Source organism: Pseudomonas azotoformans, from assembly GCF_001579805.1.
GTDB classification, from domain to species: Bacteria; Pseudomonadota; Gammaproteobacteria; order Pseudomonadales; family Pseudomonadaceae; genus Aquipseudomonas; species Aquipseudomonas azotoformans_A.
In genome coordinates this window covers 6,209,468-6,223,367 of record NZ_CP014546.1, presented here as the reverse complement: position 1 = coordinate 6,223,367, position 13,900 = coordinate 6,209,468, and the positions used below count along the sequence as shown (strand labels likewise).

The following is a 13,900-nucleotide window of genomic DNA, read 5'->3' as shown; positions in this document are numbered from 1 at the left end:
TGAAGGGTTCACCATGCACGTACTGGTCTGTGAAGACGACGAACTGATCGCCAGCGGCATCGTGGCCGGCCTGACCGCCCAGGGTTTTACCGTGGAGCGTGTGGCCTCGGCCGGTGCCGCGCGCGCGATGCTCAGGGCGGCCACGTTCGACATCATGGTGCTCGACCTCGGCCTGCCGGACGAGGACGGCCTCAAGCTGTTGCAGCAACAGCGCAGCCAGGGCCTGGAGATTCCGGTGCTGATCCTCACCGCACGCGACTCGGTAACCAACCGTGTCGACGGCCTGCAAGCCGGCGCCGATGACTACCTGCTCAAACCCTTCGACCTGCGCGAACTCGCCGCCCGCCTGCAAACCCTGCTGCGTCGGGTGGCGGGGCGCAGCGTCAACCTGATCGAACATGGCCGCCTGGCCTACGACCCCAGCAGCCGCGAAACCTTCCTGGGCGGCGAGCCGGTGGACCTGTCGCGCCGCGAGCAGGCGCTGTTGCAGGCCCTGTTGCATAACAAAGGCCGGGTGCTGTCCAGTGAACAACTGAAGGACAGCGTCTACGGCTTCAATGACGAGTTGGAAAGCAACGCTCTCAACGTGCATATCCACCACCTGCGGCGCAAATTGGGCAACGGCATCGTCGAGACCGTGCGCGGCCTCGGCTACCGCCTGGGCCCGGCTGACGGGGGCGAGGACGCATCGTGAAAAGCCTGCGCCTGCGCCTGACGTTCAAGCTGGGCGCCGCTTTTGTGTTGATCTGGGCGCTGGCGGCGGCCTGGATGCTCAACGACCTGCGTAACCAGATGATGTTCTCCCTCGACCAACGCCTGGTGGCGTCGGCGCGCATGGTGGCGGGGCTGACCGAGCAGATGCCGGGCCTGGCCAGTGTGAGCGGCGGTGCGCATTTCCATGGGGCACAACTGAATGTGCCAGGTGGCATGGCGTGTCAGGTCAGCTCCTTGCGTGGCGAAGTGCTGGCGCGCAGTCATGCCACGCCGGATGAAGGCCTGGAGTCGCGCCAGAGTGGCTTTCGTGACCAGGTGATCGATGGTGTGAACTGGCGCAGTTTCACCCTGTCCCGTGGTGACCTGTTGATCACCACCGCCGACCGTCAGGTGGAGCGTGAGGCGTTGAATCTGTCGATCCTGCTGGCCGCTTCGGTGCCGGTCGGCGTGGCAATGCTTGGCTGCCTGTGCCTGCTGTGGCTGGGCATCGGCCAGAGCCTGCTGCCGCTCAACCGCATGCGTGACGCCTTAATGCGGCGCAGTGCCGATTCCCTGGAACCGTTGCAGATCCACCCGTTGCCCAGCGAGCTCAAGCCACTGCTCGATACCCAGAATCAACTGCTGCAACGCATCGCCAAGACCATCGAACGTGAACGCCGCCTCACCGGCGACGCCGCCCACGAACTGCGCAGCCCATTGACAGCGATCAAGACCCACCTGCAAGTGGCGCGCATGACCGACGGCGTAGCCCGCGACCAATCCCTGGCCCACGCCGAGGAGGGCGCCGACCGCCTGCATCGCACCCTGGAGCAATTGCTGCTGCTGGCGCGGGTGGAGGGCAACCTCTCATTTGACGATGGCATGCACTCCAGCGCCGAGGACGTGGCACGGCTGGCCATCCAGGATGCCAATGCCGGCGATAACGCGCGTATCGACCTGATCCTGCCGGACAATCTGTCCGCTACCCCGGTGGAAATGCCGGTGGGCCTGGCGGTCGCAGCCCTGCGCAATCTGCTGGACAATGCACTGCGCCATACCCCTGCTGACACACGGGTGGAACTGCGCGTATTGATCGAGGCGGATAACGTGGTGTTCCGCGTGCGTGACCACGGCCAGCAGATTTCGCCGGAGGACCTGCAGTACCTGACCCAACGCTTCTGGCGCAATGGCAGCAGCGAAGGCTGCGGCCTGGGCCTGGCGATTGTGCAAGCAATCGTGCAGCGCTGCTCCTGCTCGCTGAAGTTCGACAGCCAGCCGGATGGCCTGCGCGTCGACCTGGGCATGCCGCTGCGGCGCTGATCACTTTTCTTTCAAGTGCCACATAGTTACCGCCCTCCTGAGGATCAAGCCTTCAGGATGGCGGTAATTTTTTGCGCTTGAAAGGGCTGAACGACTCGGCCTGTATTGAAAAGGACGGTTCTTATGTTGGTCATCGATACAAGCTTCCCTGCCAAAGGCTTCAACGAACGCAACGGCGAGCCCGTGCGGCAGGTGATCCTGCATTACACCGCGGCACCTTTTGGCTCCTCCCTGCGCACCCTGACCCAGGATGGCGTGAGTGCGCACTACCTGCTGCCCGACCCCGGCGACCCCAGCTACCGCGCCGCAGGCTACGAAGAGTTGCGGGTGTTCCGGTTGGTGGAAGAGGACAAGCGCGCCTGGCATGCCGGGGTGAGTCATTGGGCAGGGCGCGACAACCTCAACAGCCGCTCGGTCGGTATCGAGATCGTCAACCTGGCAAGGGATGACGGCGGTGTGTTCACCTTTCCCGCCTACGGTGAGGAACAAGTCGACGTGTTGATTGCCCTGGTGCGCGACATTCTCGGACGTTATCCACAGATTGGGCCTACCGACATTCTCGGGCATTCGGACGTGGCGTTCAGCCGTAAGAGCGATCCAGGGCCGCAACTGCCGTGGCGGCGCTTGTATGACGCCGGAGTAGGGGCCTGGTTTGATGAGACGTCCCAGACGATGTATCAACGCCGCTTCTGCCTGGGGCTGCCGTCGGAAGTCGAAGTGGAGCGGGCGTTTCAGCGCTACGGGTATGCGCCGGCGAAGAATCGGCAGGGCTTTGAACAGCGCACGCGAGCGTTTCAGATGCACTTTCGTCCACGGGATTATCGTGGGTTTCTGGATGCTGAAACCTGCGCGATTCTTTATGCGTTGAATGAAAAGTACCAGGGGCTATGCGGTTGAGGGATTTTCGCGACCGGAGGAGTAAATCCTCCTGACGCTGGTGCGTTTCCAGAACAGGAAATCCGTGCGCATGCCCCTTGGGCCAGACGCCAGCGGATCGGCAGTTTGGTCACCATCATCAGCGTATTGAGGGATCGAGAAATGTCAGTCGCTACCAGCCGTATCGAAGACGTCCAGGTGCATGAAACGCTTTACCAGTTCGACGAAACCCCGCTGCTCGCCCGTCAGCGCCAGCAGGAATCCAACGCCCGCAGCTACCCTAGGCGCATTCCCCTGGCGCTCAAACGTGCCAAGGGCCTCTACGTGGAAGACGTGGAAGGCCGCCGTTTCATCGACTGCCTGGCCGGTGCGGGTACGTTGGCGCTGGGGCATAACCACCCGGTGGTGATCGAGGCGATCCAGCAAGTGCTGGCCGATGAATTGCCTCTGCACACCCTGGACCTGACGACGCCGGTCAAGGATCAGTTTGTACAGGACCTGTTCGGCCTGTTGCCGCCTGCGTTGGCGCGGGAAGCGAAAATCCAGTTCTGCGGCCCTACTGGCACGGATGCGGTGGAAGCGGCATTGAAGTTGGTACGCACCGCCACCGGGCGCAGCACCGTACTGTCTTTCCAGGGCGGTTACCACGGCATGAGCCAGGGCGCGTTGAGCCTGATGGGCAGCCTGGGGCCGAAAAAACCCTTGGGGGCCTTGCTCGGCAATGGCGTGCAGTTTCTGCCGTACCCCTACGACTACCGTTGCCCGTTTGGCCTGGGTGGCGCCGAAGGGGTGCGGGTCAACCTGCATTACCTGGAGAATTTGCTGAATGATCCCGAAGCGGGCGTGCTATTGCCGGCGGCGGTGATCGTCGAAGTGGTGCAGGGCGAGGGCGGCGTGATCCCGGCGGATCTCGACTGGCTGCGCGGCCTGCGCCGTATCACCGAGCAGGCGGGCGTGGCGTTGATCGTTGATGAAATTCAGAGCGGTTTCGGTCGCACCGGCAAGATGTTTGCGTTCGAACACGCCGGCATCATTCCGGATGTGGTGGTGATGTCCAAGGCCATCGGCGGCAGCCTGCCGTTGGCGGTGGTGGTGTATCGCGACTGGCTCGACACCTGGCTGCCGGGCGCCCATGCCGGGACCTTCCGGGGTAACCAGATGGCGATGGCGGCAGGCTCGGCGGTGATGCGCTACCTCAAGGAGCATGACCTGGCCGGTCACGCGGCCGCCATGGGCGAACGTTTGGGCGAACACCTGCGTATCCTGCAACGCGACTTTCCACAGCTGGGCGATATTCGCGGTCGTGGGCTGATGCTGGGTGTGGAACTGGTAGACCCGAATGGCCCACTAGATATCCAGGGCCATCCTCCCGTGCACCGCCAACTGGCGCCGCTGGTGCAGCGTGAATGCCTCAAGCGCGGCTTGATCCTGGAACTCGGTGGCCGGCACGGCAGCGTGGTGCGTTTCCTGCCGCCGCTGGTGATTACTGCGGCTGAAGTCGACCAGGTGGCGGACATCTTCGGGCGCGCGTTGGCGGCGGCGGTCGCCAGCCTCTAATTTTTTGCACGCTTGGTACGTTTCTACAGATATCAGTGCTGCGCGCGGTGCGCAGCCAGTCTTTCAGCGATGGAGAACAGCAATGACCTCAGTATTTGACCGCGACGACATCCTGTTTCAGGTAGTGGTCAACCACGAAGAACAGTATTCCATCTGGCCCGACTACAAGGCCGTGCCAGAAGGCTGGCGCACCGTAGGCAAGAGCGGCCTGAAGAAAGAATGCCTGGCCTACATCGAAGAAGTCTGGACCGATATGCGTCCGTTGAGCTTGCGCCAGAAGATGGATGGGGCTGCGCTCGCGGGCTGAGACGGGTGGGCTTACTGTGGTGAGCGGGCTTCTGTGGTGAGCGAGCTTGCTCGCGCTGGAGTGCGAAGCGCTCCCGGCTTTTTAGGGGCTGCTGCGCAGCCCAGCGCGGGGCAAGCCCGCTCACCACAGGTCAAGCCCGCTCATCACGCCAACCCTGCCCACCACAGAAAACCATCTCGGCGATTAGTTGGTGTATAGGTAATCCGTCGCCAACGACGCCAACGTCCTCACTCCCACCACCAACGCCGACTCATCCACGAAGAACCCCGGATTGTGGTTCGGCGCTGCCTTGCTCATGTCCTGATCCCTCGGCGTCACCCCCAGGAACACAAACAGCCCCGGTGCCTCCTTGGCATAAAACGAGAAGTCCTCGGCACCGCCCACCAGCGGGCCTTGCACCACGTCATCCTTGGCCGCCCAGCGCAGGCTCGGCAACATCTTCTCGGTCAGCGCCGGGTTGTTGATGGTCGGATCGTACTTCTCGATGATGGTGACTTCGGCCTTGGCGCCGCCGCTTTCAGCGATTTTCTCCACGGTCTGGCGCACGTCCGCGTGCAGCTTCTGGCGGATGCCATAGTCGTAGGAGCGAATGGTGCCGGTCATGTCCACCGACTCCGGAATGATGTTGTAGCGCGTGCCGCCATTGATGGTGCCAATGCTCACCACCGACGGGAATGACGAGATATCGGTGCGGCGGCTGACCACGGTCTGCAGGCCGACAATAGTCTGCGCGCCCACGGTGATCGGGTCGATGCCATCCCAAGGACGGCCGGCGTGGGTCTGCTTGCCGAGGATCTTGATGCGCAGATCGTCCGAGCTGGCCAGGGTCGGTCCCGGACGGTAGGCAATCTGGCCGGCGGGCACACCGGCCCACACGTGCAGGCCGAACACCGCGTCCGGCTTGGGCGCCTTCATCACGCCTTCCTGCACCATCATTTTGGCACCCCAGGTGTTTTTGCCGTCGGGGATGAAATCGCTCGGGCCTTCCTCGGCCGGTTGGAAGTAGAACACCACGGTGCCCGGCAAGCGTTCGCGCATGCCGGTCAGGATTTTCGCGGTGCTCAGTAGGATAGCGACGTGGGCGTCGTGGCCGCAGGCGTGCATCACGTCGACTTCCTTGCCCAGGTAGGTGCCTTTGGCTTTGGAGGCGAAGGGCAGGTCGGCGACTTCCTTCACCGGCAGCGCATCCATGTCGGCGCGCAGGGCGACGGTGGGGCCGGGCAGGGCGCCTTTCAGAACAGCAACAACGCCCGTACGGGCGACGCCGGTTTTTACCTCAAGGCCCAGGTCGCGCAATTGTTTCGCGACCAGCTCGGCGGTGCGGGTTTCGGTGTTGCCCAGTTCCGGGTGGGCGTGGATGTCACGTCGGGTTTCCAGCAGCGCCGGCTCAAGGGCTTTTGCCTGCGCGGCAATTTCCTCCCGGGCGCTGTCCTGGCCGCTGCTGGCGGCTATCACGGCACTGCTGGCGACCCCGCACAACATGCCAAAAATCCACGGGTGTGTCAGACCGGTTAAACGCATAAGGACCTCTCCTGAGTTTATTGTTGTTGATCTTTCTCCTGCACAGTGCCAGCGGTTACCACCTGCACGCTCAGGCGCGGCGTGGCCAGGTCCAGCCCGGCCTCGTCCAGATGGCGCTTGAGGGACAGGTTGAACGCCCGCGACACTTCCCACTGCTTGATCGGCGCGGTCTTGAAGCGTGCGCGCAGAATCGCGCTGCCCGACTCGAAACTCTCCACGCCTTGAATCTCCAGCGGCGACCAGATATTGCGGCGCTGCAGCGGGTCGTTGCGCATCTTCTGGCCGACATCGCGCATCAGCTTGATGGCGTCGTCGATCTCCATGTTGTAGGGGATCGCCACGCGGAAGATCGCGTAGCCGAACTCCCGCGAGTAGTTCTTGATGCTCTTGATCTCGCTGAACGGGATGGTGTGCACGATGCCGTCGATGTCACGCAGGCGCACGGTACGGATGGTGAGGCCTTCGACGGTGCCGAGGTGACCGCCGACATCCACGTAGTCATCGATGGCCAGGGAGTCTTCGATGATGATGAACAGGCCGGTGATCAAGTCCGCCACCAGTGACTGCGCGCCGAAACCGATGGCCAGGCCGATCACACCCGCACCCGCCAACAGCGGCGTGACGTTCATGCCCATGTTCGCCAGGGCGACAATGGCGGCGATGATGAAGATGGTCACGAACAGCACGTTGCGGATCAGCGGCATCATGGTCTGCGCGCGGGCATTGGCCAGGCCTTTGCGCGAGCGGGTGAGGGCGTGATGGATCGCGGTGTCGCTGAGAATCCAGATCAACCAGGCAAACAGCAGGGTCCCGGCCAGGCCGAACAGCTTGACGCTGACTTCATGGCCGTCGCCTTCGGTAAAGCGGATCAGCGACAGCCCCCACACCCGCAAGCCCAGCTCGATAAACACCAGCCACACCACCAGGTGGGCCAGGGTGTAGACGAAGCTTTTCAGGCGCTCGGAGTACAGCGCATGACGCTTGTGCCCCCGTTGCGGCTTGAGGGCGTGACGGCGGACCAGGCCGTTGATCACCATGCACAGCACCAGCAGCACCGTGCACAGCAGCGATTGACGCAATGCCGTGCTGGTATCGCCCGCCGAGACGAAGGTAGCGAATAGCGAAATACCCACCAACAGCAGCGCGGGGATGTACCAGAAGGAACCGATGATTTCGATGGTGTCGCTGAGGGCGCGGCGTGTGAGGCGGCGCGACAGCGGCTGATTGCGGATCAGGTGGGCGATGGGGCGGCGGAAGCGCAGGATGAACACGCCAGTGGACAACGCCGCCATCACATTGGCGATGGTCGCGGCGGTATGGGATAAGTGCTGCCCCAGTGCTGCCACCAGTCGCGGGTCGCTCAAGGCTTCACCGAAGGCGGCAAAACTGCCGATCCACCATAGCGGGCGGAACGCCTGGTGACGCAGGATGTACAACGCACGATGGCGATGCGGACCGTCGAGCACGGAAAACGCAATCACGCAGATCGCCGAGAAACAGGTGCCCACCACCAACGCATAAGCCAATACCATCGCCAGGGATTTGCCCAGGGACGAAGGCAGGGCATAACTCAGGTACACCGTGATCACCAGGGCAATCAGCCATGGGCCAAGTTTACGCAGGGCAAAGCGCACCATGTCCCAGGTACGCGGGTGTTGCGGCAATTCTTCGGGCAGGCCGAAGCGTTCGCGTACGCGGTGGCTGAGCCAGATCAGCGCGGCGGCGAGCAGGCTCCACACGGCAAGGATCAGGGCAAAACCGAAAATGATCGGCAGCCATTCGTTGGCCGGCAGTATCAGCGCACTGAGTTCTTCCTTGGCCTGGTCGATTTCATTGGACCAGCGCCCCAGTGGGCTATCGGCCCCAGAAAACTGTGCTTCCAGGTTGGCCAGGGTGCCGCCGATCAACCCCAGCACGCCTTCTTCGGCGGCCGGCTGGGCTTTTTTCGTGGCTTCGCGCAGCTTTTTCAGGTCGCTTAGCAACTGGGTACGTTGCTGGTCGTTCTCCAGGGTCTTGATCACCTCGTCCAACGACTGCCCCAGCGGCACTTCGGCCTGGGGCTGGGTCTTGTTGGTGTTGCCGAGCAGGCCGGGCAAGCCCACGGCATGGGCAGGCGTCAGCGGCAGCAGCGTCAGCAGGGCGATCAAGCAATAGCAGGGCAGGGCAAACAGGCGGGAAAGCACGAGGCGGTCAACCTTGGAAACGACGAGTTGACCGAGTGTACGAGCGCAATCGTCATTCAGCCAGTTTTGCGAGGATCTTGTACACCACAGTGCCCAGGATCAGCAGCATGCCGATCCACATGCCAAATACGCCGAGGGGCTTGTCACGGAAGTTGAAACCCACGGCGAGCATGATCATGCCGATCAGGATCGGGATCAGCATGGCGTGGAAGGAGGACATGGAGATCATGGTGCGACGGCCTTGTCGGAGTGGGAATACTGACAAGTCTAGGTCGGATTGCAGGAAGTGGGGTTGATGTGTATCAGAAACACATCAACCCCATGCCACATCAGGGCAAGTCGTGACTCGCGTAGAACGCGCCGAGCACCTTGACCAGATGCGCCAGGTCATGGCTGCCGCACAGTTCACGAATGGAGTGCATGGCAAACGTCGGCAGGCCAATGTCCACGGTGCGCACGCCCAGATGGCTGGCGGTGATCGGGCCGATGGTGGAGCCGCAACCCATGTCGCTGCGTACCACGAAGCTCTGCACCGGTACTTCCTGGGCCATGCACAGGTGGCGGAAGAACCCGGCGGTTTCGCTGTTGGTGGCGTAGCGCTGGTTGCTGTTGACCTTGATCACCGGGCCGGCGTTGAGCTTGGGGCCATGGTTGGCGTCATGCTTCTCGGCGTAGTTCGGGTGCACGCCGTGGGCGTTGTCCGCAGACACCAGCAGGGATTTCTGAATGGTACGTACGAATTCATCCCCTTCCGGCAACAGGCGACGCAGGGTCTGTTCCAGCATCGGGCCATCGGCACCGCACGCCGAGCAGGAGCCGACTTCTTCGTGGTCGTTGCACACCAGCACGCAGGTCTCTTCGCTATCGCTGGTGAGCAAGGCTTGCAGGCCGGCGTAGCACGACAGAAGGTTGTCCAGGCGCGCGCCGGCGATGAAGTCGCCGTTCAGGCCGATGACCGCAGCGCTTTGGGTGTCGTAGAAGCTCAGCTCGTAGTCGAGCACCACATCGGCGTTCAAGCCATGTTCCCGTGCCAGCTGCTCGGTGAGCACGGCGCGGAAGTCCACGCGCTCGTCACCGGCAAATTGCGCGAGGATCGGCGGCAGCTCGGTCTGGGCATTGATCGCCCAACCTTGGTTGGCTTCACGGTTCAGGTGAATGGCCAGGTTGGGGATGATAGCGATGGGCAGCTTGAAGTCGATCAGTTGGCTTTCGACCTTGCCGTCGCGGCGGAAGGTCACGCGGCCGGCCAGGGACAGGTCGCGGTCGAACCACGGTGCCAGCAGTGCGCCGCCGTAGACTTCCACACCCAGTTGCCAGAAACCCTGGCGTTGCAGCTCAGGCTGGGGCTTGACCCGCAGGCACGGGCTGTCGGTATGGGCGCCGACCAGACGGATACCGCCCTGCAGCGGCGAATGACGGCCGAGCTTGAAGGCGATGATCGACGAATCGTTGCGGGTCACGTAATAGCGACCGTTGGCCTCGGTGGTCCAGGTCTCGCGCTCGTCGAGACGCTGGTAACCGGCCGCTTCCAGGCGCTGGGCCAGGGCGGCAGTGGCATGAAAAGGAGTAGGGGAGGCCTTGAGGAAGTCGATCAGGCCTTGATTCAACGCTTCGCGCATAAATAGCTCCAGACAGCAGTGCCGCGAGTTTACCGTATTTATTCTTCAGAACGGCGCAGGGCACTCGAAACGCAAACGCTCGCCGCTTTGCGGATGGGTGAAGCTCAGCATGCTTGCATGCAGGCACAGGCGCGGCCAGGCAGCCAGGGCTTGCTCATGGGCATACAGGCCATCACCCAGCAAGGGGTGGCCGATGGAAAGCATGTGCACGCGCAGCTGATGCGAACGCCCGGTAATCGGCGTCAGCTCCACGCGGCACCAATCCCCACAACGCTCCAGCACCTTCCAGAAGGTCAGCGCGTGCTTGCCGAATTCGTGGTCCACCACATGCCGTGGTTTGGTCGGCGGGTCGTAGCGCAGGGGCAGGTCGATGCTGCCGCTGTCCAGTTCCGGTTGGCCCCAGGCCAGGGCGGTGTAGGCCTTTTCGGTTTCACGGTCGTGAAACTGGCGGGACAGTTCGCGGTGGGTGTCGGCGTCACGGGCCAGCAGGATGATGCCTGAGGTTTCCCAGTCCAGGCGATGCACGATGCGAGCTTCGGGGTAGCCGTTTTCCTGCAGGCGGGTGATCAGGCAGTCCTTGTTGTCGTCGGCGCGGCCAGGCACCGAGAGCAACAGGGTGGGCTTGTTCACCACCAGGACGGCATCGTCCTGATGCAAGATATGAATATTGGACAGCGGCATTAAACAGCCTCGTAACAAACGCCAACGGCGGCTCGCCCACCCGGTCCCCAAAAAGGGATCAGGGTGAACGAGCCGCCGTGGCGGCCGCCTGTTCGATCAACGATCAGGCAGGGTGATATTGAGTTCCAGAATCGAGCAGCTGCCGTCATTTTCCAGGGCGACATGCACGTCATCGTTGCCGATATTGACGTACTTGCGGATCACCTCGACCAGTTCCTTCTGCAAGGCTGGCAGGTAATCCGGTGTACTGCGTTGGCCGCGTTCGTGCGCCACGATGATCTGTAGACGCTCTTTCGCTACCGACGCGGTACTTGGCTTTTTGTTGGCGCGAAAGAAGTCGAGAAATTTCATTGTTTAGTTGCCTCCAAAGATACGCTCGAAGAATCCCTTCTTCTTAACATCGAGGAAGCGATGTTCCACGGTCTTGCCCAGCAGGCGATCGACGGCATCGCTGTACGCCTGGCCGGCGTCGCTCTGGTCGTCAAGAATCACCGGAACACCCTGGTTGGAAGCCTTCAGGACCGCCTGGGATTCTGGAATCACGCCCAGCAGGGTCACTGCGAGGATTTCCTTCACGTCTTCAACACCGAGCATTTCGCCGTTGCTGACGCGCTCAGGGTTGTAGCGGGTGAGCAGCAAGTGCTCCTTGATCGGGTCCTGGCCTTCTTCGGCGCGCTTGGATTTGCTGGCCAGCAGGCCCAGCATGCGGTCCGAGTCACGTACGGAGGAGACTTCCGGGTTGGTCACGACGATGGCTTCATCCGCGAAGTACATGGCCAGGTGAGCACCGGTTTCGATACCGGCCGGCGAATCGCAGACCACGTATTCGAAGGTTTCCTTCAGCTCGGCCAAGACTTTGCCCACGCCTTCTTTGGTCAGCGCGTCTTTGTCACGGGTCTGGCTGGCGGCCAGCACGTACAGGTTCTCAAGGCGCTTGTCCTTGATCAGGGCCTGTTGCAGGTTGGCTTCACCGTTGACCACGTTGACGAAGTCATACACCACGCGGCGTTCGCAGCCCATGATCAGGTCGAGGTTACGCAAGCCGACGTCGAAGTCGACAATAACTGTCTTGTGGCCGCGCAGAGCGAGACCGGTACCGATAGCGGCGCTGGTGGTGGTCTTACCCACACCACCCTTGCCGGATGTAACCACGAGAATCTTGGCCAAGGTGTTTCACCCCTAAGGAAGAAGGACGTTTCGGTCCCTGAAAAACATCTCTTGGAACTCGCTGCAGGCGGACAGCCTTGTAGGAAAAAATAATTCCTACATAAGTAATGCCGGTTTCGCTGTGCTATCAGAGTCTAGAGATGCTTGGAAAATGCGGCAGTATCCGTTAAAGACGGATGATGTTCAACACATCGCCCGACAGGTTGACCTGCACCGAAGCCCCCCACAGCGGATCACGGCGCAAATCTTCTGAAACCTTGTACTGGCCTGCGATGGACACTAGCTCAGCGGTCAACTGCTGGCAAAAAATACGGGCCTTGGTATCACCCTTGATGCCGGCGAGGGCACGTCCGCGCATCGGGCCGTATACATGGATGTTGCCATCGGCGAGAAGTTCCGCCCCTGGGCTGACCGAGGAGATCACTACCAGGTCGCCGCCCTGGGCGTAAATCTGCTGCCCGCCGCGTACGGGCGAGGTGATGATCTTTGTAGGCTTGATCGCAGGCTCAGGCGGTTTTTCCGGTTTTTTCTTCTCTTCACCGACCAATGGTTCAAGCGGACGCTCGCGCGCACCGGACGGTGGCAGTACTGGCAGTTCAATAGCGATCGCCGCAGCAATGTCTTCGATACGGCTGGCGCGAATCGCCAGGGTGCGCAGACCGTGGGAACGGCATACACGCATCAAGCCGGGCAGGTCGATGCTGCCCTGGCCGGCGGGCAATTTGTCCAGGGCCAGCACCAGCGGGGCATTGTTGAAAAAGTTGGGAGCCAGGGCGACCTTGGCGGCGAGCTGGCGGTCCAGGGCGTCGAGGTCGTTACGGGCAAGTTCCAGCACGGTGATGGCGAGCATGCTGCCTTTCAGCTGGAACACGGGATCTTGGTCTAGCGGTTCGGTTTGGCTCATGGTCGGCAAAAGCGGCTTGTCACGAAAAGTGTCGAGACTTATAACGAGAACACTCACCCGCCGCAAGCCGAGTCGAACCGTTGTAGAATGCGCGGCCCTTGTCTTTACCGGAATCTGTAATGGATCGCCCGCGTTTTCGAGCTGTATTTTTTCACCCGCGTTTCTGGCTGTTATGGCTGGGGCTCGGCCTGTTGTGGCTGGTCACCCAGCTGCCGTACCGTGCGCTGCTGACCATTGGTCGCCTGCTGGGCGCCGGCATGTACCGCGTGGCCGGCGAACGTCGCCGCATTGCTGCGCGAAACCTGGAACTGTGCTTCCCGGAAAAATCCGCCCAAGAGCGCAAGCAACTGCTCAAGGAAAACTTTGCCTCCACCGGCATCGCCTTCTTCGAAATGGCCATGAGCTGGTGGTGGTCGCGCCAGCGCCTGGCGCGCCTGGCCCACGTCGAAGGCCTGGAACACCTCAAGCAGGCCCAATTGGACGGCAAGGGCGTGATCCTCATGGCCCTGCATTTCACTACCCTGGAAATCGGCGCCGCGCTGTTGGGGCAGAAGCACACCATTGATGGCATGTACCGCGAACACGGCAACCCGTTGTTCGACTACATCCAGCGCCGTGGCCGCGAACGCCACAACCTCGATTCCCTGGCCGTGGAGCGTGAAGACGTGCGCGGCATGCTCAAGCTGCTGCGCGCCGGTCGCGCGATCTGGTACGCACCGGACCAGGACTACGGCGCCAAGCAAAGTATCTTCGTGCCGCTGTTCGGCATCCAGGCCGCCACCGTGCCGGCCACCAGCAAGTTCGCCAAGCTGGGCAAGGCGTTGGTGGTGCCGTTTACTCAACAACGCTTGGCCGATGGCAGCGGTTATCGCCTGGTGATCCATCCGCCGCTCACCGACTTTCCCGGCGAGAGCGATGAAGCCGACTGCTTGCGCATCAACCAGTGGGTCGAAGCCTCGGTGCGTGAATGCCCGGAGCAATACTTGTGGACCCATCGCCGCTTCAAGAGCCGGCCACCGGGTGAGCCAAAGTTGTACGAAAAACGCCGTCGATAAGACAGACATTTCCCCAC

Annotated in this window: 14 protein-coding genes; 6 read left to right on the top strand and 8 right to left on the bottom strand. The window is 62.0% G+C overall.

Features of this window, described 5'->3' with window-relative positions:
• Positions 1–13: 13 nt before the first annotated feature.
• The 5 genes from AYR47_RS28595 to AYR47_RS28575 all read left to right on the top strand — a co-directional run bounded on the left by AYR47_RS28595 (position 14) and on the right by AYR47_RS28575 (position 4,753).
• Positions 14–694 (top strand): response regulator, encoded by a 681-nt coding sequence (locus AYR47_RS28595; protein WP_010208813.1) that lies wholly within the window; start codon positions 14–16, stop codon positions 692–694.
• Complete coding sequence (locus AYR47_RS28590) at positions 691–2,013, top strand: ATP-binding protein (RefSeq protein WP_061449165.1); 1,323 nt, start codon at positions 691–693, stop codon at positions 2,011–2,013. The genes AYR47_RS28595 and AYR47_RS28590 overlap by 4 nt, the downstream gene beginning before the upstream one ends.
• Positions 2,014–2,136: 123 nt before the next feature.
• Positions 2,137–2,910, top strand: coding sequence for an N-acetylmuramoyl-L-alanine amidase (locus AYR47_RS28585; protein ID WP_033900827.1), 774 nt, complete (start codon positions 2,137–2,139; stop codon positions 2,908–2,910).
• A 141-nt stretch (positions 2,911–3,051) separates the two neighbouring features.
• Positions 3,052–4,446 (top strand): aspartate aminotransferase family protein, encoded by a 1,395-nt coding sequence (locus tag AYR47_RS28580; protein ID WP_038841719.1) that lies wholly within the window; start codon positions 3,052–3,054, stop codon positions 4,444–4,446.
• 82 nt (positions 4,447–4,528) lie between these two features.
• Positions 4,529–4,753, top strand: a complete 225-nt coding sequence (locus tag AYR47_RS28575) for an MbtH family protein (protein ID WP_038841721.1) — start codon at positions 4,529–4,531, stop codon at positions 4,751–4,753.
• A 183-nt stretch (positions 4,754–4,936) separates the two neighbouring features.
• Here the strand turns inward: AYR47_RS28575 and AYR47_RS28570 are convergent, their stop codons facing one another.
• The 8 genes from AYR47_RS28570 to minC all read right to left on the bottom strand — a co-directional run bounded on the left by AYR47_RS28570 (position 4,937) and on the right by minC (position 12,828).
• A complete protein-coding gene (locus AYR47_RS28570) occupies positions 4,937–6,274 on the bottom strand; it encodes an amidohydrolase (RefSeq protein ID WP_038841724.1) in 1,338 nt (445 codons plus the stop codon).
• 17 nt (positions 6,275–6,291) lie between these two features.
• A complete protein-coding gene (locus AYR47_RS28565) occupies positions 6,292–8,457 on the bottom strand; it encodes a mechanosensitive ion channel family protein (protein WP_033900837.1) in 2,166 nt (721 codons plus the stop codon).
• A 52-nt stretch (positions 8,458–8,509) separates the two neighbouring features.
• Positions 8,510–8,686, bottom strand: a complete 177-nt coding sequence (locus tag AYR47_RS32765) for a hypothetical protein (protein ID WP_010208820.1) — start codon at positions 8,684–8,686, stop codon at positions 8,510–8,512.
• 100 nt (positions 8,687–8,786) lie between these two features.
• A complete protein-coding gene (locus AYR47_RS28560) occupies positions 8,787–10,076 on the bottom strand; it encodes a M18 family aminopeptidase (RefSeq protein WP_025854984.1) in 1,290 nt (429 codons plus the stop codon).
• Between the two features lie 45 nt (positions 10,077–10,121).
• Positions 10,122–10,757 carry an RluA family pseudouridine synthase gene (locus AYR47_RS28555; RefSeq protein ID WP_005789965.1) on the bottom strand — a complete coding sequence of 212 codons (636 nt, stop codon included), beginning with the start codon at positions 10,755–10,757 and terminating at the stop codon, positions 10,122–10,124.
• 96 nt (positions 10,758–10,853) lie between these two features.
• Positions 10,854–11,108, bottom strand: a complete 255-nt coding sequence (gene minE, locus AYR47_RS28550; protein WP_003175252.1) for a cell division topological specificity factor MinE — start codon at positions 11,106–11,108, stop codon at positions 10,854–10,856.
• Positions 11,109–11,111: 3 nt separating this feature from the next.
• On the bottom strand, positions 11,112–11,924 hold the full coding sequence (minD, locus tag AYR47_RS28545; protein ID WP_003175251.1) for a septum site-determining protein MinD: 813 nt from the start codon (positions 11,922–11,924) through the stop codon (positions 11,112–11,114).
• Between the two features lie 166 nt (positions 11,925–12,090).
• Positions 12,091–12,828: a septum site-determining protein MinC gene (gene minC / locus AYR47_RS28540; RefSeq protein WP_033900844.1), complete on the bottom strand. Its 738-nt coding sequence runs from the start codon at positions 12,826–12,828 to the stop codon at positions 12,091–12,093.
• 119 nt (positions 12,829–12,947) lie between these two features.
• On the opposite strand from minC, the gene AYR47_RS28535 reads away from it, so the two are divergent.
• Positions 12,948–13,883, top strand: a complete 936-nt coding sequence (locus AYR47_RS28535; protein ID WP_061449164.1) for a lipid A biosynthesis lauroyl acyltransferase — start codon at positions 12,948–12,950, stop codon at positions 13,881–13,883.
• The last annotated feature ends 17 nt before the right edge of the window (positions 13,884–13,900 follow it).